Annotated in this window: 17 protein-coding genes; 6 read left to right on the top strand and 11 right to left on the bottom strand. The window is 70.4% G+C overall.

Features of this window, described 5'->3' with window-relative positions; genetic code table 11:
* Positions 1-288: 288 nt before the first annotated feature.
* On the bottom strand, positions 289-2,439 hold the full coding sequence (locus KOF26_RS10365; RefSeq protein WP_216324247.1) for a coiled-coil domain-containing protein: 2,151 nt from the start codon (positions 2,437-2,439) through the stop codon (positions 289-291).
* A gap of 202 nt (positions 2,440-2,641) precedes the next feature.
* Here KOF26_RS10365 and KOF26_RS10360 point away from each other — a divergent pair, with 202 nt between their 5' ends.
* Both KOF26_RS10360 and KOF26_RS10355 read left to right on the top strand, forming a co-directional pair.
* The gene (locus KOF26_RS10360) at positions 2,642-2,941 is read left to right on the top strand and encodes an Hpt domain-containing protein (RefSeq protein ID WP_216324244.1); all 300 of its coding nucleotides are present in this window, start codon (positions 2,642-2,644) and stop codon (positions 2,939-2,941) included.
* A gap of 69 nt (positions 2,942-3,010) precedes the next feature.
* On the top strand, positions 3,011-4,147 hold the full coding sequence (locus tag KOF26_RS10355) for a hypothetical protein (protein ID WP_216324241.1): 1,137 nt from the start codon (positions 3,011-3,013) through the stop codon (positions 4,145-4,147).
* Between the two features lie 27 nt (positions 4,148-4,174).
* Here KOF26_RS10355 and KOF26_RS10350 read toward each other — a convergent pair whose 3' ends face one another.
* Both KOF26_RS10350 and gltX read right to left on the bottom strand, forming a co-directional pair.
* Entirely contained in the window at positions 4,175-5,461 is a 1,287-nt protein-coding gene (locus tag KOF26_RS10350) for a citrate synthase (protein ID WP_216324238.1), read from the bottom strand.
* Positions 5,462-5,515: 54 nt separating this feature from the next.
* Positions 5,516-6,964 carry a glutamate--tRNA ligase gene (gene gltX / locus KOF26_RS10345; protein ID WP_363182227.1) on the bottom strand — a complete coding sequence of 483 codons (1,449 nt, stop codon included), beginning with the start codon at positions 6,962-6,964 and terminating at the stop codon, positions 5,516-5,518.
* Positions 6,965-7,020: 56 nt separating this feature from the next.
* Here gltX and KOF26_RS10340 point away from each other — a divergent pair, with 56 nt between their 5' ends.
* Positions 7,021-9,204, top strand: coding sequence for a ComEC/Rec2 family competence protein (locus KOF26_RS10340; protein ID WP_216324232.1), 2,184 nt, complete (start codon positions 7,021-7,023; stop codon positions 9,202-9,204).
* Here KOF26_RS10340 and lexA read toward each other — a convergent pair.
* The 6 genes from lexA to KOF26_RS10310 all read right to left on the bottom strand — a co-directional run bounded on the left by lexA (position 9,198) and on the right by KOF26_RS10310 (position 13,486).
* Positions 9,198-9,866, bottom strand: coding sequence for a transcriptional repressor LexA (gene lexA / locus KOF26_RS10335; protein ID WP_216324230.1), 669 nt, complete (start codon positions 9,864-9,866; stop codon positions 9,198-9,200). The genes KOF26_RS10340 and lexA overlap by 7 nt on opposite strands.
* A gap of 90 nt (positions 9,867-9,956) precedes the next feature.
* A complete protein-coding gene (gene trpC, locus KOF26_RS10330; protein ID WP_216324227.1) occupies positions 9,957-10,751 on the bottom strand; it encodes an indole-3-glycerol phosphate synthase TrpC in 795 nt (264 codons plus the stop codon).
* A complete protein-coding gene (trpD, locus tag KOF26_RS10325) occupies positions 10,748-11,746 on the bottom strand; it encodes an anthranilate phosphoribosyltransferase (RefSeq protein WP_216324224.1) in 999 nt (332 codons plus the stop codon). Before trpD ends, trpC begins: the two co-directional genes overlap by 4 nt.
* Positions 11,743-12,336: an anthranilate synthase component II gene (locus KOF26_RS10320; RefSeq protein WP_216324221.1), complete on the bottom strand. Its 594-nt coding sequence runs from the start codon at positions 12,334-12,336 to the stop codon at positions 11,743-11,745. Before KOF26_RS10320 ends, trpD begins: the two co-directional genes overlap by 4 nt.
* A 48-nt stretch (positions 12,337-12,384) precedes the next feature.
* Positions 12,385-12,534: a hypothetical protein gene (locus KOF26_RS10315; protein ID WP_216324218.1), complete on the bottom strand. Its 150-nt coding sequence runs from the start codon at positions 12,532-12,534 to the stop codon at positions 12,385-12,387.
* 163 nt (positions 12,535-12,697) lie between these two features.
* On the bottom strand, positions 12,698-13,486 hold the full coding sequence (locus tag KOF26_RS10310; RefSeq protein ID WP_216324215.1) for a PEPxxWA-CTERM sorting domain-containing protein: 789 nt from the start codon (positions 13,484-13,486) through the stop codon (positions 12,698-12,700).
* A 275-nt stretch (positions 13,487-13,761) separates the two neighbouring features.
* On the opposite strand from KOF26_RS10310, the gene KOF26_RS10305 reads away from it, so the two are divergent.
* Positions 13,762-14,604, top strand: coding sequence for a sterol desaturase family protein (locus tag KOF26_RS10305; RefSeq protein WP_216324213.1), 843 nt, complete (start codon positions 13,762-13,764; stop codon positions 14,602-14,604).
* Positions 14,605-14,724: 120 nt separating this feature from the next.
* On the top strand, positions 14,725-14,862 hold the full coding sequence (locus KOF26_RS10300; RefSeq protein ID WP_216324210.1) for a hypothetical protein: 138 nt from the start codon (positions 14,725-14,727) through the stop codon (positions 14,860-14,862).
* A 14-nt stretch (positions 14,863-14,876) separates the two neighbouring features.
* On the opposite strand, the gene KOF26_RS10295 is transcribed toward KOF26_RS10300, so the two are convergent.
* Both KOF26_RS10295 and KOF26_RS10290 read right to left on the bottom strand, forming a co-directional pair.
* Entirely contained in the window at positions 14,877-16,376 is a 1,500-nt protein-coding gene (locus tag KOF26_RS10295; RefSeq protein ID WP_216324207.1) for an anthranilate synthase component I family protein, read from the bottom strand.
* Entirely contained in the window at positions 16,373-18,313 is a 1,941-nt protein-coding gene (locus tag KOF26_RS10290) for a peptidylprolyl isomerase (RefSeq protein WP_216324204.1), read from the bottom strand. Before KOF26_RS10290 ends, KOF26_RS10295 begins: the two co-directional genes overlap by 4 nt.
* A gap of 129 nt (positions 18,314-18,442) precedes the next feature.
* On the opposite strand from KOF26_RS10290, the gene tpiA reads away from it, so the two are divergent.
* Positions 18,443-19,183 (top strand): triose-phosphate isomerase, encoded by a 741-nt coding sequence (gene tpiA, locus KOF26_RS10285; protein ID WP_216324201.1) that lies wholly within the window; start codon positions 18,443-18,445, stop codon positions 19,181-19,183.

Here is a 19,183-nt window from a genome sequence, read left to right as displayed (position 1 = left end):
ACGGCTTCGGGTCGTGCGCCACCGCCAGCCCCCGCCCACCCCCGTCATGCTGAACTTGATTCAGCATCCGCGCTGCCACAAGCGCCTGCGCATGCGGATGGATGGACCCCGGATCAAGTCCGGGGTGACGGTTGGGGTCGTGCAGCCACCCGCCAGCCCCCGCCAACCTCGTCATGCTGAACTTGATTCAGTATCCATGCCGGCACAAGGGGCTGCGCGCGAGGATGGATGGACCCCGGATCAAGCCGGGTGACGGTGACGAGGACGGCGGCCGCAGGCCGGCGCCGCCTAATTCCGCAGCCGGCTGATCGCCTGGGCCAGCGCCACGTACAGCTTGCCCATGTCGGAGCCGAGCAGGGTTACGGCCAGCGGGGCGCCGTCGCGGCCGGCCATGATCGGGCGGAGCAGCGCCTCGAAGTCGTGGACATAGCGGTTCACCTGATCACGGAACTCGGCATCCTCGGCGTAGAGGCGGTTGATATCGCGAGCGTCGCCGGACTCCAGCAGGCGCACGGCGCGGCGGGTGAACACGCCACGGTCGCCCTTGAGATAGGCGGCCCACACCGTGTCGGTGACTTCGCTGGACAGGATCTTGGCGACGTCGATCGACGCCGAGTTGAGCGCGTCGATAAGGTGCGCGGCGCGACGCGGGAAGTTGTCGAGGTGCGCAGCCTGCGCCTTTTCCTCAGCCGAGGCGATGCGTTGCTCGACGGCGGCAGTGGTTTCGGCGAGGTGCAGCATCTGCCCGGCCAGCCGGTCGGCGGCATGGCGGGCGGCGGCGGTGGCCTCTTCGGATGCGGACTGAAGCCGCGCGATCTGCCCTTCCACCGCGCGGGTGACGCCATCGGCCAGCGCCTGCTCCCCGGCGCGGGCGAGCGCTTCCGCGCTGTCCGGGATAACCGCGGCGATCACTTCGCGGGCGCGCTCGGCCGCCTGGGCGGCGGTGGAGCGCACGCGCACCATGGCGTCGACCAGCGCCGCGACCGAGCCATCCGCGACGCGCTTCGCCGATGCATCCGCTTCGCCGATCGCCCCGTCGAGGGTGCGGGCGTGATCGGTGGCGACGGCGAGCTGCCGGTCGATCTCGGCGACGAGGCCGGTGCTCGCCTCGACCTGCGCGGCGAGCGCGGCGGCGACGCCGTCCAGCCGCCCGCCGATGCCGGCCATCGCCTCGTCGAGCCGGGCAAGCTGCGGCGCCATCTCGACGACCGTGGAGAGACCGCGCCGCGCCTGCTGCTCGAGGCGCTGCATGGCCTCGGGCATCACCTCGTGAAGCTGGCGCGCGGGCGCCTCCAGCCGTTCGGAAAGCAGGGTGGCGCGGGTGATCAGCGCATCGGCGACATCGCCGCCCACCACCAGCCCGTCGCGCACCTGCTCGGCATAGGAAACCACGGACTGGACGGCGGCGGCGAGCCGCTGGCTTTCGGCAAAGCCGCTCTCGCCGAGCCGCGCGAACCGATCCTCAAGCGCGTCGATATTGCCGCCGAGCCCGCCGAGCACGGCGTCATGCGCCCCGAGCCTGTCACCGATCATGTCGACCTGGGCGAGGAGGGCGGAGAGCCGGCCGGCGGCACTGTCATGCGCCTCGGTTCCGGCCTGGGCGAGCGCGGAGCGCGCCTGTTCGAGCAGGGCGCGCATCGCCGCGGCCTGCTCGTCAATCCCGGCGCGGCTGCGCTCCAGCGCCTCCGCGGCGTTGACCAGCGCCTCGTCGACGACGGTGGCGAGGCGGCGAGCGGCGTCATCCATGCGCTGCGCGGCAAGCTCCCCGGCGCTGTCGAGGCGGCCGATCTGCGTCGTCAGCCGTTCGGCGGCGCCGCCGGCCGTCGCGTCCACGGCGCGCCCCTGCTCGACGAGGGTGGCGAGCGCGGCGCCCAGCGCCTGCAGCTTGTCCGTCGCCTGTGCCCCGGAATCGCGCAGCGCCGCGGCCACGGCGCGCGCCTCCTGCTCGACGCGGGGCATGGATTCCATGAGCACGGCGAGGTCGGTGCGGGCGGCGGCGGCGGCATATTCCAGCGTCCGCCCCTCGCGCGACAGCAAGGCGGCGTCGGCCTGCATGGTGGCGCTCGTCTCGGCGAGCCTGCCGCTCGCCTCGCTGCCAGCGGCGGCGATGGCGCGGGCATGATCGGCGAGCGCCGCGCGGTCGGCGGCGAGGCGGCGCCCCAGCGACTCGAGCTGCCCGTCCAGCGCGCGCGCCTGCGCCTCGATCGCCGCGGCATTGCCGCCGAAGCGCAGCGCATTGCCGCCGCGCAGCACCACGAACAGCGCGGCGAGCAGGGTGAGCGGCACGCAGGCGAGCGCGGCATCGCGTGCATAGGGGGCGAACGCGGCGCCGCTACCGAGCATGATCCAGGCGAGGGCGGCCAGCCAGGCCAGCGCCGCCAGCGCGATCACGACCCCGGCAACGGTGCGCAGCGGGCTCGCCGAGGTGGATTCGGCCACCGCCGCGTCCCAGTTCGGGGCGGCTGGGACGGGCGAATCTTCTGGCGCCTCCGCGTGGATCGTTTCAGGCACGGACGCGTTGTCCCAGCTTCCCGTTTTTTGAGCCCCGGTGTTCATGCCGTTCTGGTATCATCTTTCGGCCCGCGGGAAAGGGTCTTCGCAGCAACCTCTGCTCAACCTTTTCCTGCCAGGATCCCGCACCATGAAGCATGACGCCCTTTCGCTCGAGGAAGCGCTCGCCGCCGCTGGTGGTGACGATGCTGATTTGCGGGCGGAATTGCGCGCCGCTTTCCTGGAAAGCCTCGGCCGTCACGGGCTGGCGCTGGCCAGCGCCGCGACGGTCACCGAGTGGCGCAACGCCGCATGGCGGCTGAAGGGCTGCGCGGCGAGCTTCGGCGCCACTGATCTGATGGCCGCCGCAGACAGCGCCGCCTGTTCCCGCGTCGGCGATGCCGATGCGCTGGCAGCCGTCGGCCGCGCGACGGAGGCACTCGCCGCCTGAGGGCCGTTGCCCCTTGGCGGCCGGCCCCGTTCGGGCCTATCCCTGTCGCGTAACGATCGGGACGACCGCTTGCCGCTCACCGCGCTCATTGCCGCCGTTCGCGAGGATGCCGCCCGTCCCGGCGGCCTGCGCGCGCTCCTGCCCGTCGCCGGCCGGCCGCTGATCGAGCATCAGGCGCGGCGCGCGGCGCGGGTCGGGGCGCAGGATCTTCTTGTCGTCGTCGATCGCCTGCCGCCGGAACTGGCCGCAGTGCTGGATCGGCTGCGTGCCGACGGGATCACCGCCCGGGTCGCGCTGGGCGCCGCGGACGCCTCCGGAAAATTGCCGGATGGCGCGACGCCGCTCCTGATCGCGGACGGCGTGCTGCCCTCGCTCGAGGCCCTTGAGGAGGTGGCCGGGGCAGCGGCGCCGGCGATGCTCGTCTTCGCCGATGCGCCGGGTCGCGAGGATTGGGAGCGGATCGACGCGGTGACGCGCTGGGCCGGCGTGGCGCTGATGGATGCCGGGGCGCTGGCCGAAACCGCGGCGATGCTGGGCGACTGGGATCTGGAGCTGACCTTGCTGCGCGCGCGTGTCGGCGTGGCGGCGCGCATTCCGGCCGAGCCCGGGGATGTGCAGCGCATCGCCGACGCGGGCGCGGCGGCGGGGCTCGCCGATGTGCTGCTCCAGAACGAGGGCTCGGCCGTGGAGCGGGCGGTTATCGCCTGGACGATGGATCGCCCGATCGAGGCGCGATGGCTCCGCATCGGGGCGGTGGCGGTGGCGGTGGCAGGCGCGCTGACGCTGGGGTTCGGGCCGGTCGGGGCGGGGCTGGCCGCGCTGATTGCGTCCGCGCCGATGGATCGGCTGGGCCGGCGGCTGGCGACGATCCGGCTGGAGGCGACGCGGATCGGCCCGCGCTGGCGACAGGTGAGGCTGGGCGCGATGGCGGCGGGGCTGATGCTCTATGGCTGGCGCCATTCCGGCCAGCCGGGCTGGGAGCCGCTGATGCTCGGCGGCGTCACGCTCGCCTTCCTGCTCGCCGCGCGCAACGAGGGGCGGATCGCCCGGTTGCGGCCGGAACGCTGGTCGGCCGCGCCGGAGCCCATGCTGTGGGCGGCGGCGCCGGTCGTGCTGGCGGGCTATGGCCGCTGGGCGCTGGCCGGGCTGGCGCTATGGGCGGCGGGCAGCTTCTTCCGCCTGCAGTGGCGGGCGTTGAAAGGCTAGGGGGAGCCGCGGCTCCCCCCGGACCACCTAGCGCTTGTCGACCGAGACGTAATCGCGCTGCGTCGCACCCGAATAGAGCTGACGCGGGCGGCCGATCTTCTGGGCCGGATCGGAGATCATCTCGTTCCACTGCGCCACCCAGCCGACCGTACGGGCCAGCGCGAACAGCACCGTGAACATCGTCGTCGGGAAGCCGATCGCCGACAGGATCACGCCCGAGTAGAAATCGACGTTGGGGTAGAGCTTCTTCTCGATGAAATAGGGGTCGTTGAGCGCGACCTGCTCCAGCTCGCGGGCGGTGTTGAGGACCGGGTCGTCGATGCCGAGCTTGTCGAGCACGTCGGTTGCCGCCTTGGACAACACCTTCGCGCGCGGATCAAAATTCTTGTAGACGCGGTGGCCGAAGCCCATCAGCCGGAACGGATCGTCCTTGTTCTTGGCGCGAGCGATATATTCCGGAATGCGATCGGGCGTGCCGATCTCGCGCAGCATGTTGAGCGCGGCTTCGTTGGCGCCACCATGGGCCGGGCCCCACAGGCAGGCGATGCCCGCAGCGATGCACGCGAACGGATTGGCGCCCGAGGATCCGGCCAGGCGCACCGTGGAGGTGGAGGCGTTCTGCTCGTGATCGGCGTGGAGGATGAAGATCTTGTCCATCGCGTCCACGATCACCGGATCGGGCTCATACTCCTCGGCCGGGACCGAGAAGGTCATGCGCAGGAAGTTGGCGGTGTAGCTGAGGTCGTTCTTCGGATAAACGAACGGCTGGCCCAGCGAATATTTATAGGCCATCGCCGCGATCGTCGGCATCTTGGCGATCAGCCGGTAGCTGGCGATGACGCGCTGCTGCGGATCCTCGATGTCGGTCGAATCATGGTAGAAGGCGGACAGCGCGCCGACCACGCCGCACAGGATCGCCATCGGATGGGCATCGCGGCGGAAACCGCGGAAGAAGGTGCTGAGCTGCTCATGCACCATGGTGTGGCGGGTGATGGTGGTGACGAACTTGTCCAGCTCGCTCTGGCTGGGCAGCTCGCCGTTCAGAAGGAGGTAGGCCACCTCCATGAAGCTGGACTGCTCGGCCAGCTGGTCGATCGGATAGCCGCGGTGGAGCAGGATGCCCTGATCGCCGTCGATATAGGTGATCTTGGATTCGCAGCTCGCCGTCGAGGTGAAGCCAGGGTCGTAGGTGAAGGCACCGCTGTCGCCATACAGCTTGCGGATGTCGATCACGTCGGGGCCGACCGAGCCGGACAACACCTTGTAATCAAAGTTCCTGTCGCCCAGCGTCAATTTGGCCGTCTGATCCGCCATCGGTCTTCCTTTCGCCTTTGCCGCCTTAGCCTGACGGCATTATCCTGGTCCTGTTCAAGCCGACGCGTGCGCCAGCCCATCGTCTAGGCGCCCCAGCCCCTCGGCGCGGCCGAGCAGCAGAAGCACGTCATATATGCCGGGCGATACCGCCCGTCCGGTTAACGCCGCGCGCAGGGGCTGCGCCACCTTGCCGAGGCCAACCCCCGCCGCCTCGGCGACGCCGGCCAGCGCCGTTTCGAGCGCCGGGGCGTCCCACGTCTCGACCGCGCCGAGCGCCGCCCGTGCCTGCGCCAGCAGCGCCAGGCCAGGCTCGTCGAGCAGCGCGGCGGCGCGATCGTCCAAATCTAGCGGGCGGGTGCGAAAAAGGAAGAGCGCTCCTTCGGCCAGCTCATTCAAATTGCGGGCTCGCGGCTTTAGCGAGGCCATGCTGCGGCGCAGGAGATCAGTCTCGTCTTCGCCCAGCGCACGGCCGATCAGAGCCGCGACGCGCGGCGCGACCAGGCCGGCGAGGCGCGCATCGTCGGCCTCGCGCAGATAATGGCCGTTCAGGTTCTCCAGTTTCTTCATGTCGAAGCGCGACGGCGAGCGGCCGACACCCGAAAGATCGAACAGCTCGACGGCGCGCTCGCGCGGGATGAACTCCTCGTCGCCATGGCCCCAGCCGAGGCGGAGAAGGTAATTGTCCAGCGCCTCGGGCAGGATGCCGAGCTCGTCGCGATAGGCGTCGACGCCCAGCGCGCCATGCCGCTTGGAAAGCTTGGCTCCGTCGGCGCCGTGGATCAGCGGGATATGGGCGTAGACCGGCTCGGGCCAGCCCATCGCCCGCACGATACCGAGCTGCCGGAAGGCGTTGTTGAGGTGATCGTCGCCGCGGATGACGTGGGTGACGCCCATGTCGTGATCGTCGACCACCACCGCCAGCATATAGGTGGGCGTGCCGTCCGAGCGGAGCAGCACCATGTCATCCAGCTCGGCATTGCGCACCGTCACCGCGCCCTGCACCTGATCGTGGATCGTGGTCTCGCCGTCCTGCTCGGCGCGCAGGCGGATCACGAACGGGGCGCCTGCCGGCGCGTCCGAGGGATCGCGATCCCGCCAGCGGCCGTCGTAGCGCAGCGGCAGCTTGTTCGCGCGTTGTTCGGCGCGCATCGCCTCAAGTTCGTCGGCGGTGGCGAAGCACTTATAGGCATGGCCCGAGGCGAGCATCTGGTGCGCGACCTCGGCGTGGCGGGCGGCGCGCTCGAACTGGAACACGGCCTCGCCGTCCCAGTCGAGCCCGAGCCAGCGCAGCCCGTCGAGGATCGCTTCGATCGCCGGCTGGGTGGAGCGCGCCCGGTCGGTATCCTCGATGCGCAACAGGTAACGGCCGCCATGGCGGCGGGCGTAAAGCCAGTTGAACAAGGCGGTGCGGGCGCCGCCGATATGCAGGAATCCGGTGGGCGAGGGGGCGAAGCGCGTAACAACTTCAGAAGAAGCAATTTTGTCGTCGAAACTTGCGCCCACGCGCTCTTTCTCCAAGGATCGGGCGAATGCCCCAGGAAACGGCGCCCGCCCCTAGCATGGAGTTATCTCCCGGACAAACCGGGGCGGCGGGCCGTGCCCGGGCCGCGCTGGGCCGAGTTGCAGGCGATGTCGAATCGTTGCTGGAGGCCGAACGCGAACAGCTGCCGCTGTGGATTCCGGCGGCGCTGGGCGCGGGGATCGCCGCGTGGTTCGCGCTGCCGCGGGCGGTGGAGTGGGCGGCGCTGATTCTCGCCTCGGCGGGGATTTCCCTGGCGGCGCTGGCGATGGGCCGCGGCGGGCGCGCGGCGCGGGCGGCCGCAATCGCCGCGGGCTGCGTTGCCCTCGGCGCGGCGCTTATCTGGGCGCGGGCGGAGCGTGTCGCCGCACCGGTGCTGGGCCGGCCAATGGTGGCGACGTTTACGGCGCGGGTGGTGGATCTCGATCGGCTGCCGGCGCGCGGCGCCGTGCGGCTGGTGCTGGCTCCGGAACGGGGGGAGGGCGGGCTCCCGCCCCGGTTCCGCTTGTCGGTAGACGAGGAGAACATGGCCGACGGCGTCGCGCCGGGCGCGCGCATCAGGGTGCGGGCCCGGCTGGTTCCGCCGCCGACCGCCGCCGTGCCGGGCGCCTATGATTTCGCGCCGGTCGCATGGTTCCAGCGCATCGGCGCGACGGGCAGGGCGCTCGATCCGGTCGTGCTCGAGGCGCCCGCCGTCGCCGACTGGCGGACGCGGCTGGCCAGCTGGCGCATCGGCCTGTCGCGCCACATTCAGGCGGCCTTGCCGGATGCCGAAGGGGGCATCGCCGCCGCGCTCGCCACCGGCGACACCGGCGCCATCCCGGAAGACGATAACGAGGCGATGCGCCGCGCCGGCCTCGCGCACCTCCTCTCGGTGAGCGGGCTGCACCTGACGGCGGTGGTCGGCGCGACGATGGTGATGGCGCTCAGGCTGCTGGCATTATGGCCGGGGCTGGCGCTGCGCGCGCCGCTGGTGCTGATCGCGGCGGCGGCGGGCGCGCTCGCCGGCATCGCCTATACGCTGATGACCGGCGCCGAGGTGCCGACGGTGCGCTCCTGCGTGGCGGCCTTGCTCGTCCTGCTCGGCATCGCCCTCGGGCGCGACGCGATGACGCTGCGGCTGGTCGCGGCGGGCGCGCTGGTCGTCATGCTGCTCTGGCCGGAGGCGGTGATCGGGCCGAGCTTCCAGCTCAGTTTTGCAGCGATCATCGCCATCGTCGCGCTCGGCGATCAGCCGCTGGTCCGCGCCCGGCTTGCCGCGCGCGAGGGGGAAGGGCGCGGCCGCAGGATCGCCCGCGCGCTTGCCGGCCTGCTGCTCACCGGGCTCGTGGTGGAGGCCGCGCTGGCGCCTATCGCGCTTTATCATTTCCACCGCGCCGGGCTGTACGGAGCACTTGCCAACATCGTCGCCATCCCGCTCACCACCTTCGTGGTGATGCCATTGGAGGCGGGTGCGCTGTTGCTCGATGCGATCGGGCTGGGCGGCCCGCTGTGGTGGCTGGCGGGGCAGGGGCTGCGGTTGCTGCTCGGCCTCGCCCATCTGGTGGCGGCGATGCCGGGTGCGTCGGCGATGCTGCCGGCGATGCCTGGCGGCGCCTTCGCGCTGGTCGTGGGCGGCGGCCTGTGGCTGGCGCTGTGGCGGACGCGGCTCAGGCGTTGGGGACTGGCGCCGCTCATCCTCGGCATGGCGTGGGCGGCGGTGGCGCCGGTGCCGGCCCTGCTCGTCACCGGCGACGGCCGGCATATGGCGATGCGCACGGCGGACGGCCGCGTCGCGCTGCTGCGCGCGCGGGTCGGTGATTATGTGCAGGACATGTTCGGTGAGCTCGCCGGCACCGACGAGACGGCGCTCGCTTTTGAGACGCTGCCCGGCGCGCTATGCAACGCCGATCTCTGCGCGGCGACGATCAGGCGGGGCGGGCGAAACTGGCGTCTCCTTGCCACACGCAGCGCCTATCCGGTGGCGATCGGCGCGCTGGTCAGGGCCTGTCGGGAGGCCGACATCGTCGTGTCCGATCGCCGCCTGCCGCGCACCTGCACGCCGCGCTGGCTGAAGGCCGACCGGCCGTTCCTTGCCCGCACCGGCGGCCTCGCCATCGATCTGGATCGGGGCCTAGTTCGCACCGTCGCCGAGCGGGCCGGCGAACACCCCTGGACAGCGACCAATCCGGAAAATGAAATGACGGCCGCCCGGCTTCCCGCGCGGCCATCAGCGCATCAATGATAGCGACGCAACAGGCCGGCGAGCTTGCCCTGCACGCGCACCTGATCCGGGCGATAACGCTGCGGATCATAGGAGCGGTTCGCCGGGTCGAGGCGGACCATCTGCCCTTCGCGCCGGAAATATTTGAGCGTCGCCTCGCTGTCGTCGATGAGCGCGACGACGATCTCGCCCTCGCGGGCCGATTCGGTGCGGCGGATCAGCGCATAATCGCCGTCGAGGATTCCGGCCTCGACCATCGAATCGCCTGACACTTCAAGCGCATAATGTTCGCCGGGGCCGAGCAGGGCGGCGGGCACGGGCAGCGCCGACTGGCCCTCCAGCGCCTCGATCGGGGCGCCGGCGGCGATGCGGCCATGCAGCGGCACCTCGATCACATTCTCGTTGGCGGGTCGCGGCGGCGCGACGATCGCCGGCGCCGGCCTGGGAGCCGCCGCCGTGGCGCCGTCCCGGTCGGGCATGCGCATCACTTCCAGCGCGCGGGCCCGGTTGGGCAGGCGGCGGATGAAATTCCGCTCCTCCAGCGCGCTGATCAGGCGATGGACGCCAGACTTGGATTTGAGGTCCAGCGCCTCCTTCATCTCCTCGAACGACGGCGAGATGCCGGTGGCGCGCAACCGCGCATCAATGAAGCAGAGCAGGTCATGTTGCTTGGCGGTCAGCATCGTCACACCCCATCCGGGAACGAACGGGGAACAATTATTCCGGTTCCGTTCGCATGTCAAGCAAGCGTCGGAATTGTCGCGAGTCGTTTTTCAGCGCGTGCCGAGCAAGGTCCGCGTCGCCGCCGTCACGTCGTCCTGTCGCATCAGCGATTCCCCGACCAGGAAGCAACGCACGCCGGCCTTCGCCAGCCGCGCGACATCGGTGGGGCCGGCGATCCCGCTCTCGGCGACGAGGGTGGCGCCGGCAGGGGCCAGCCTCGCCAGTTCCTCGCTGCGGGCGAGATCGACGGAGAAATCGCGCAGGTTGCGGTTGTTGACGCCGATCAGGCGGGATCGGAGGTGATGGGCGCGCTCCATCTCGGCGGCGTCATGCACCTCGACGAGCACGTCCATGCCATGTTCGATCGAGGCGGCCTCGATCTCGGCCATGGCGCCGTCATCAAGGGCGGCGACGATGATCAGGATCGCATCCGCTCCGAGCGCTCGCGCCTCGGTCACCTGCCACGGGTCGACCATGAAGTCCTTGCGCAGCGCCGGCAACGATACCGCCGCGCGCGCCGCGACGAGATAGTCGTCCGCCCCCTGGAAGTAAGGCGCGTCGGTCAGCACCGACAGGCAGGCGGCGCCGCCCGCTTCATAGGCGCGGGCATGGGCGGGGGGATCGAAATCGGCGCGGATCAGCCCTTTGGACGGCGAGGCCTTCTTGATCTCGGCGATCAGGCCATGGCCGCCGGCGGCGACCCTGGCGTCAAGGGCGGCGCGGAAGCCACGCGGCGGCGAGGCGGCCGCCGCCGCCGCGGACAGGTCCGTGAAGGAAATGGCCGCCTTGCGCGCGGCGACATGGGCGCGCTTGGCGGCGTTGATCTCGGCCAGCTTGTCGCTCATCGGAACGCGATCCAGCGGGCGAGCAGGTCGCGGGCGGCGCCGCCGTCGATCGCGTCTGCGGCAAGCGCGACGCCCTCCGGCCAGTCGTCCGCCCGCCCGGCAACGTTGAGCGCGGCAGCCGCGTTCAGCAGCACGGCGTCGCGATAGGGGCTCTTCTCGCCCGCCAGCAGCGCCGTCAGCGCGGCCGCATTATAGCCCGCATCCCCGCCCCGGATCGCGTCGAGCCCGTGGCGATCGAGCCCGGCATCCTCCGGCGTTACCCGCGTCTCGCCGGAACCGCAGGCGCCGAGGCGCACCACGCGGCTCGGCCCGGCGATGGAGAGTTCATCAAGGCTCTCCTCGCCCGAGACGAGCATCGCTGCCTCGGTGCCGAGCAGCTCGAGCGCGCCCGCCACCGTCTCGAGATAGTTGACGCGGGCGATGCCCATCAGCTGCCGCGTCACCCGCGCCGGGTTGGCGAGCGGCCCGATCAGGTTGAAGATCGTCCGCCGTCCGATCGCGCGCCGCACCGCCGCGAGCCGGCCAAGCGCCGGGTGATGGGTCTGCGCGAACAGGAAGCAGAGGCCGATCGCGTTCAGGCTGTCCTCGGCATTGGCGGCGGCGCGATCAAGGTCGAGGCCGAGCGCCTCGAGCGTGTCGGCGGCACCCGCCCTGGACGAGGCGGCGCGATTGCCGTGCTTGGCCACCGGCACCCCGCACGCCGCGACGACGATCGCGACGGCGGTGGAGATATTGAGGCTGTGCGCGCCGTCGCCGCCGGTGCCGCACACGTCGATGGCGCCGGCCGGCGCGCTGATCTCGACCATCCGCTCGCGCATCGCCTGGGCGGCGGCGGCGATCTCGATCGCGGTCTCGTCGCGCTCCGCCATCGCTGTCAGGAAGGCGGCGACGGCGGCGTCGGGTACGCGCCCGTCGAGCATGTCCTCGAACGCGGTGCGCGCGGTGACGAACTCCAGCGGGCTCGCCGGATCGGGCAGCAGGGCGAGTTCGGTCACGCCGGCACCTTGTGGGCGATCCCCGCCAGATCAAGGAAGTTGGCGAGCATCTGATGGCCGTGCTCGGTGGCGATGCTCTCGGGGTGGAACTGTACGCCGTGGATCGGCAGGCTTTCGTGACGGAAGCCCATGATGATGCCGTCCCCGGTGCGGGCGTTGACGACCAGCCCTGCCGGCAGATCTTCTGCCGCGACGATCAGCGAATGATAGCGCGTCGCCGTGAAGGGCGAAGGCAGGCCCGCGAACAGGCCGGTGCCGTCATGATCGATGAGGCTGGTCTTGCCGTGCATCAGCTCGGGCGCGCGCACCACCCGGCCGCCGAACGACTGGCCGATCGCCTGATGGCCGAGGCATACGCCGAGCAGCGGTCGCCCGGCCTCCGCGCAGGCGGCGACCATGTCGAGGCTGACCCCCGCCTCGTTCGGCGTGCACGGCCCGGGCGACAGCAGGAACGCCTCGGCCCCTGAGGAAAGCGCCTGCCCGGCGCTCATCGCGTCGTTGCGCACCACCTCGACGGCCACGCCCAGCTCCTGAAGATACTGGACGAGGTTCCAGGTGAAGCTGTCGTAATTGTCGATGACGAGGATCATGATGCTGCGGATTTAGCCGTTGCCCGCCCTTCCGCAAGCGCAAAAGCCTTAGTCGGAGACAGGCCCCGGCCCGGATCGGGCGCGCGCCGCCGAACCGATGAAGCCGAATGCCGTCATCAGGACGGTCCACGGCAGGATTTCCCACGTCCAGCCTGGGTCGATCGCCGCGAGGCCGGCCGACAGGGAAATAGCGAGCAACGTTAGCCGCATGAGATACGCTCCCTGATTACCGGCCGACCCCATGGGACGGCGGCGGCCATCAGGGAAATGGCGAAGCGACGGGCACTGCCGTCGCCACGACGAAACGGCGCGGCCGGATCGGGCGGCCGCGCCATTCACTCTTCCCGTCGTGCGGCGCGCGTCAGGCGGCGGCGGCGATGGCGGCGCGGCGGCGCCCGCTCCGCATCACGCCGCCCGCCACGCCGAAGCCGAGCAGCATCGTCGCCCAGGTCGCCGGCTCGGGCACGGCGCCACCGGTCACGGCGACATTGTCAAGCAGCACCACTGGCGGCCCGCCGGCGAGCGACGCGACGAACCGCAGCAGGATGCCATTGGCGGCGCAGGCGGCGTCGCACGTCACGTCCGTGCTGAAGCTGGACCAGCCGGTGAAGCTGCCGTCATCATTGCGGCCGGAGACGGTGCCGACGAGATCGTCGCCCCAAAAGGCGCTGAGCGTGTAGCTGAAGCCCGCCCCGCTGTTGACGGTGTTCATTTGCGCGCCGCCATAATCGAACGACAGCGAATAGATGCCCTCGGTCAGATCGGTCAGGAATTGCGAGATGCCGGAGCTTTTCTCCAGCGCGACGAAATTGCCGTGATCGGCAAAGGTGGCGGCGCTGTTCATGTTGCTGTTCTTGCAGTCCGGGCAGGATTCATCATTGGTGCCGCCATAGGTCACATTGCCGCCCGGCTTGGTGAACAGGAAGGCGATGCCCCTCGGCGATGCGTCCGCGACATGGGCGGTCTTCCATCCCGGAAGCATGTCGGAATCGGCCCGGGTGCCGGAGTTGGGAACTTCGACGTTCTCGAGTTCGAGGCGAGGCATGTTGACCCTCTCGAAATCGCCGTTCTTCACGACATTCTGGGCGCCGGCGGGCTGGGCCGCGCAGGCGGCGGCCGCGCATAAGGTCAGGAAGGTGATTTTGCGCATTCTCGTCCGTCCCCGTTTATTGGTTAAACATAAGCAAAGGCATTAACCAAGTTCTTCGATTCTTCGGATGAGGCGGATTCTTCCACGCTATTGCCGATCGTTTCGCGATTGGTTACGGCTTGTCAATGAATGCGGGCCATACAAGAATCCAATGTGCTATTTTGGATCATCGAATGAACAAGCCGAGGTTTCTGTATCATACTGGCGATGGGGTGCCGTCTTGACTGGGCCATCGGGTCGCGCGTCGAGCCTGAGCCAGCGATGGATGCTCTGCGATGTTAAGGATAATATTTGAAAGCGCGGCGTATCAGGCGGCCTGGCTGTTCCTGCTGTTCGCGATCATCACCCCGCTGGAATATTGGTTCGCGATTCGGCCGCGCGCCCGCTTCACGCGCGAGGGGCTGACCAACCTCGCGTGGTTCGGGTTCAACAATATGTGCACGCTGGCGCTGTTCGCGCCGATGAGCGGGCTGATCGCGGCGCTCGTCCACGCGCTGCTGCCCGCCGGGCTGACCGGCGCGGCGGCGGGCCTGCCGATCGGTGCGAAGCTGGTCGCGGCGCTGCTGGTCAGCGATTTCGGCACCTATTGGGGGCATCGCTGGTGTCACCGCAGCAATCTGCTCTGGCGGTTCCACGCGGTGCATCACAGCGCCCAGGACATGACCTTCCTCGTCGCCTCGCGCTCGCACCCGTTCGACATGCTGTTCACGCGATTTTGCGGGCTGGTGCCGCTCTATGCGGTCGGTCTCGCCTCGGCGGGCAGCGCGGGGGCGAACATGCCGGTGCTGTTCGTGATCTTCGTGGCGACGTTCTGGACCTTCTTCGTCCACGCCAACGTCAAATGGCGGTGGGGGGCGATGAGCTGGCTGATCGCGACGCCGGGCTTCCACCATTGGCATCACAGTGACGGCGCCAACGGCCACAAGAATTTCGCCGCCCTGTTCGCGCTTTATGACCGGCTGTTCGGAAGCTTCGTGCTGCCGGCGGAATGGCCGGAACGCTATGGCACCACCACGCCGGTGCCGCGCCGCTGGCTGGACCAGCTTCTGTTTCCGCTGACCTGTCGCGCGCGCTCGGGCGAGGCGGCGGATGCCGCGGACCGGGTGGCGGCGGAGTAGGGGCTGGCGGGCCGGGCAACGCAGGCCAGCGTCCACCCCCTCGCGTGGCAACGGCGGTTTGTTACGTATGGCCAATGACATGGGCGCGACTCGCCGGAACGCCCTATTCTCAGATCATCGTTGGCGATCGGCGTGGCGGCCGGGCTGAGCGTGTCGCTCCGCGATGCGACCGTGCCGATGTTCGGATCGGGGCCGGCCCTCGCCGCGGTGGCGATCAGCGCCCTCGCCCTGATCCGCAAATGGCGCGCCGCACGCTGATCACTGCCTGCTGATCACTGGCCGAAGCCGCTTTCTCCGGCGATCCTGACGGCCTCGCGCGCGGCGGCGATGAGGGCGCCGGCCTTGGCCTCGCATTCGCGCTGCTCATAGGCGGGATCGCTGTCCGCGACGATGCCGGCGCCGGCCTGCACATGCATCATGCCGTCCTTCACCACGGCGGTGCGTAGCACGATGCAGCTGTCCATCGACCCATCCGGCGCGAAATAGCCGACGCCGCCGGCATAGGCGCCGCGCGTTTCGGGCTCCAGCTCGGCGATGATCTCACAGGCGCGGACCTTGGGCGCGCCCGAGACGGTGCCCGCCGGAAAGCCCGCGAACAGCGCGTCGATCGCGTCATGCCGCGCGTCGAGCCGGCCGGTGACGTTGGAGACGATGTGCATGACATGGCTGTAGAATTCGACCATGTAGCTGTCCGTCACCTTCACCGTGCCGGCCTCGGCGACGTGGCCGACATCGTTCCGGCCGAGATCGAGCAGCATGAGATGCTCGGCGCGCTCCTTTGGGTCGGCGAGCAGGCTCTGGCGATTGGCTTCGTCCTCGGCGGCGGTCTTGCCGCGGGGCCGGGTGCCGGCAATCGGGCGAATCGTGACCTGTCCGTCGCGGACGCGGACGAGGATCTCGGGGCTCGATCCGGTCAGCGCGAAGCCGGGCAGGTCGAGATGATAGAGGAAGGGCGACGGATTGATCCGCCGCAGCGCCCGGTAGAGATCGAAAGGCGGCAGCGGGAAAGGCGTGGTGAAGCGCTGTGCCAGCACCACCTGGAAGATGTCGCCGGCAGCGATATACTCCCTGGCGGCACGCACCATCTCGCCATAGCGGCCCGGGGCCAGCACGGACGTCGGCGCCACCTCCGGCAGCGGCGCGGCGTCGCGGGCCGGGGCGGGGAGCGGCGCGGCCAGCCGGGCCTGCGCCGTCTCGATCCGTTCCAGCGCGTCGGCCACCGTCTCGCCGCGTTCCGGCCAGAGCGGCGCGACGAGGTGCAGTTCGTCGGTCAGCCTGTCGAAGACGAGGAGCAGGGTCGGGCGCACGAACAGCATGTCCGGCAGCGCCAGCGGGTTGGGCGCCGGCCGCGGCAATGTTTCGACCAGCCCGACCGTTTCATAGGCGAAATAGCCCACCAGACAGGCGAGCGCGCGCGGCAGGCCGGCGGGCACGTCTGCGCGGCAGCGCGCGACGAGATCGCGCAACGCCGTCAGCGGCCCGGTGTCGAGCGGCTCGAACGCCGCGCGATCCTCCAGCCAGCGCCGGTTGATCGCGGCGCCGCGTTCGTCCGCGCGAAACACGAGGTCGGGGGCGAGGCCGAGCAGGCTGTGCCGCCCGCGCGTCGCCCCGCCCTCGACGGATTCGAGCAGGAAGTCGCCGCGGCCCGGCTCGATCAGCTTGAGGGCGGCGGCGACCGGCGTGTCGACGTCGGCGATCTGCCGGCGCCAGACCAGAGCCGGCCGGCCGGCGGCGAGCGCGGCGGCGGCGATCGCGTCCTGTTCCGGTGTCACGGCTGGGCCGCGCCCCCGGCCAGTTCACCCTTCAGCCGGGCGATGGCAGCGGTGTCGACCTTCATGCCCAGCGCGGCGCGCGCGGCATTGGCGAACTGGCTGACATATTCGTCGCCGACAACGCGGGAGAACTGGCCGCGCGTCGCCTCGACGAGGCTCGGCATGCTCCGCGCGTCGCCCGGCTTGATCGAGTCCAGCTTGACGACGAACCAGCCCTGATTGCCGGGCGCGGCGAGTACCCGCGCCTGCCCCGGCGCGAGCGAGAAGAGCAGCTGTAGCGGCGGCGGCACCGGCTTGCCCTGCTGGGTGAGGTCGGCGCGGCGCCCGCCGGCGCGCAGCGGCACGCCCAGCTTCACGGGCGCGGCGGCGAAGGCGGCCGCCAGCGTCTGGCCGCCGCCGGCCTTGGCGGCGATCGCCTCGGCGACGGCGCGGGCGCGCTTCTGGCCGCGATCGGCGATGATGTCGGCAACCACCTTGTCGCGCACCTGGGCGAGCGGCCGGGCGGCGGCGGGCACCACGCTGGTCACCGCGAGCACCGCGAAGCGCTCCGACGGCACGATCGTCGCGACGACCGGATCATCGTCCGCAGTCATGTCGAAGGCGCGGGGGAGCAAGGGCCGCACATCGGCGGGCACCTGATAGTCCGGCTGATCCGGGGCATCCCCATTGGCGGTCAGGGCAGGGGTGGTGACGGCGACCAGCTTCTGCGCGCGGAGAAGCTCGTCGAAATTGGCGCCCTTCTCGATGCCGTCGTCGATCTTCTGCGCGGCCTCGGTGATCAGCGTGCGGGTCTTTTCGGCGGCGAGCTTGGCGGTCAGCTCGCCGCGCACCTGATCGAGGGTGCGGCCGGCGATCTGGGCGATGGCGTCGACGCGCGCCACATGCCAGCCAAAGGCCGAACGGGCCGGCGCGGTGACGCCGCCCTTGGCCGCGCCGAACACGGCGTTGGCGACATCGGGGGAGGCGAGGTCCGTCAGCTCCGCCTTGGTCTTGGCGGCGACCCGGGAGGGCGTCAGCCTCGCGGCGGCGGCCGCCTTCTCGAACGGGGTGCCGGCCTTGATGGCGGCGGCGAACGCCTGGGCCTTGGCCTCGCTGTCGGCGACGATCTGCGTGATGTCGCGCTTCTCGGCGGGGGCATAGCTGGCCGCGGCCGCCTTGTAGGCGGCGGCAAGCTCGGCCTCGGTCGGCCTGGCCTGCTCGGCAACCTGTTCGGTGCCGACCACCGCGTAACGCATCACCCGCCGCTCGGGCACGGTGTAGGCGGCCTGGTGAGCGCGATACCAGGCGTCGATCTCCTGCTGGCTCGGGGCATCGCCTCCGGCCATGGCGGCGGCAGGAACGATGCCGACCCAGCCCTGCCGCTCTTCGAGCAGCAGCGAGGCATAGGGGAGGACGAGGCTGCCCGGGACGTGCGAGGCGGCGTTGATCGGCACCAGCAACTGGCGGCGGACCCCGTCGGAGGCGACATCCTGGCGCAGCTGCTGCTCGGTAATGCCCTGCTCGCGCAGGACGGCGCGCATCGCATTCTCGTCGAACTGGCCGGTCAGGCCGCGGAAGCCGGGGATGCTGGCGATCTCGCCGTCGACCATGCGCCGGCTGGCGGTGAGGCCCTGCTTGCGGCCGAACTGCTCGACGGCGGTGCCGGCAAGCATCGTCTCCACCACCTGCTCAAAGCCGCCGCCATTGATGAACTGCGCCATGGTGAGGCCGTTCTGGTCCTGCTGGGCGCGGCGGAAGGCCGCCTGGACGCGCTGTTGCAGCTCAAGGCTGCCGACCTTCTGCCGGCCGATGGTGGCGATGGTCGTGCCGCCGGCGCGGACCTCGCCTTCGCCCAGCCCGCGATTGCTCACGCCCGTGATGATGAAGGCGATCATGATCAGGCCGAGCAGGCCGAGCACCAGCCAGGACGACAGGGCCTTACGAAAGAATGAGATCATCAAAAAGCGTCCGTCGCGAGGAATGGCGTTGATCTGTCGCCATAGAGGCCGCGCCGGGGGGCTTCAAGCGCGCGGCGTCGGCTGTTACGGGATGCCGCAAAGCAGCAAAGCAACTTTAGGGGGCATGACATGGCACGGCGCAAGCTGGTTGCGGGCAACTGGAAAATGAATGGCAGCCTCGCGGCGCTCGCGGAGCTGGACGGAATCGACGCGGCGGCGCGCGCCAATCCGGGGGTCGACGTGGCGATCTGCCCGCCGTTCACGCTCATCGCGCCGGCGGTGGCGCGCGCGCCCGGCCTGCCGATCGGCGGCCAGGATTGCCACGCCGCGCGCTGTGGCGCGCACACCGGCTGCACCTCCGTCGAGCTTCTCAGGGAGGCCGGCGCCGCCCTCGTCATCGTCGGCCATAGCGAGCGGCGTGCCGACCAGCACGAGACCAGCGAAGAGGTGCGGGGCAAGGCCGGGGCGGCGATCGCCGGCGGCCTCGTCGCCATCGTCTGCGTCGGCGAAACCGAGGCGGAGCGCGACGCCGGGCAGGCGCTGGCAGTGGTCGAGCGCCAGCTTGCCGAATCGCTGCCGGCCGGCGCCGACGCGGCGACCCTCGTCGTCGCTTACGAGCCGGTATGGGCGATCGGCACCGGCCGCACCCCGTCCTGCGACGACATCGCCTGCGTCCATGCGGCGCTCCGCGCGCGGCTCCGGACGTTGATCGGCGGCGAGGCGGACGGGGTACGCATTCTCTATGGCGGCTCGGTCAAGCCGGACAATGCCGCAGAGATCCTCAACCTGCCCGATGTGGATGGCGCGCTGGTCGGCGGCGCGAGCCTTACCGCAGCACAATTCGCGCCGATCATAGCGGCCTGTATCTGA

The organism is Sphingomonas quercus, from assembly GCF_018863195.1.
Classification (GTDB): Bacteria; Pseudomonadota; Alphaproteobacteria; order Sphingomonadales; family Sphingomonadaceae; genus Solisphingomonas; species Solisphingomonas quercus.
The sequence above is the reverse complement of the archived record's forward strand: the minus strand, read 5'-3'. Positions and strand labels throughout refer to the sequence as shown.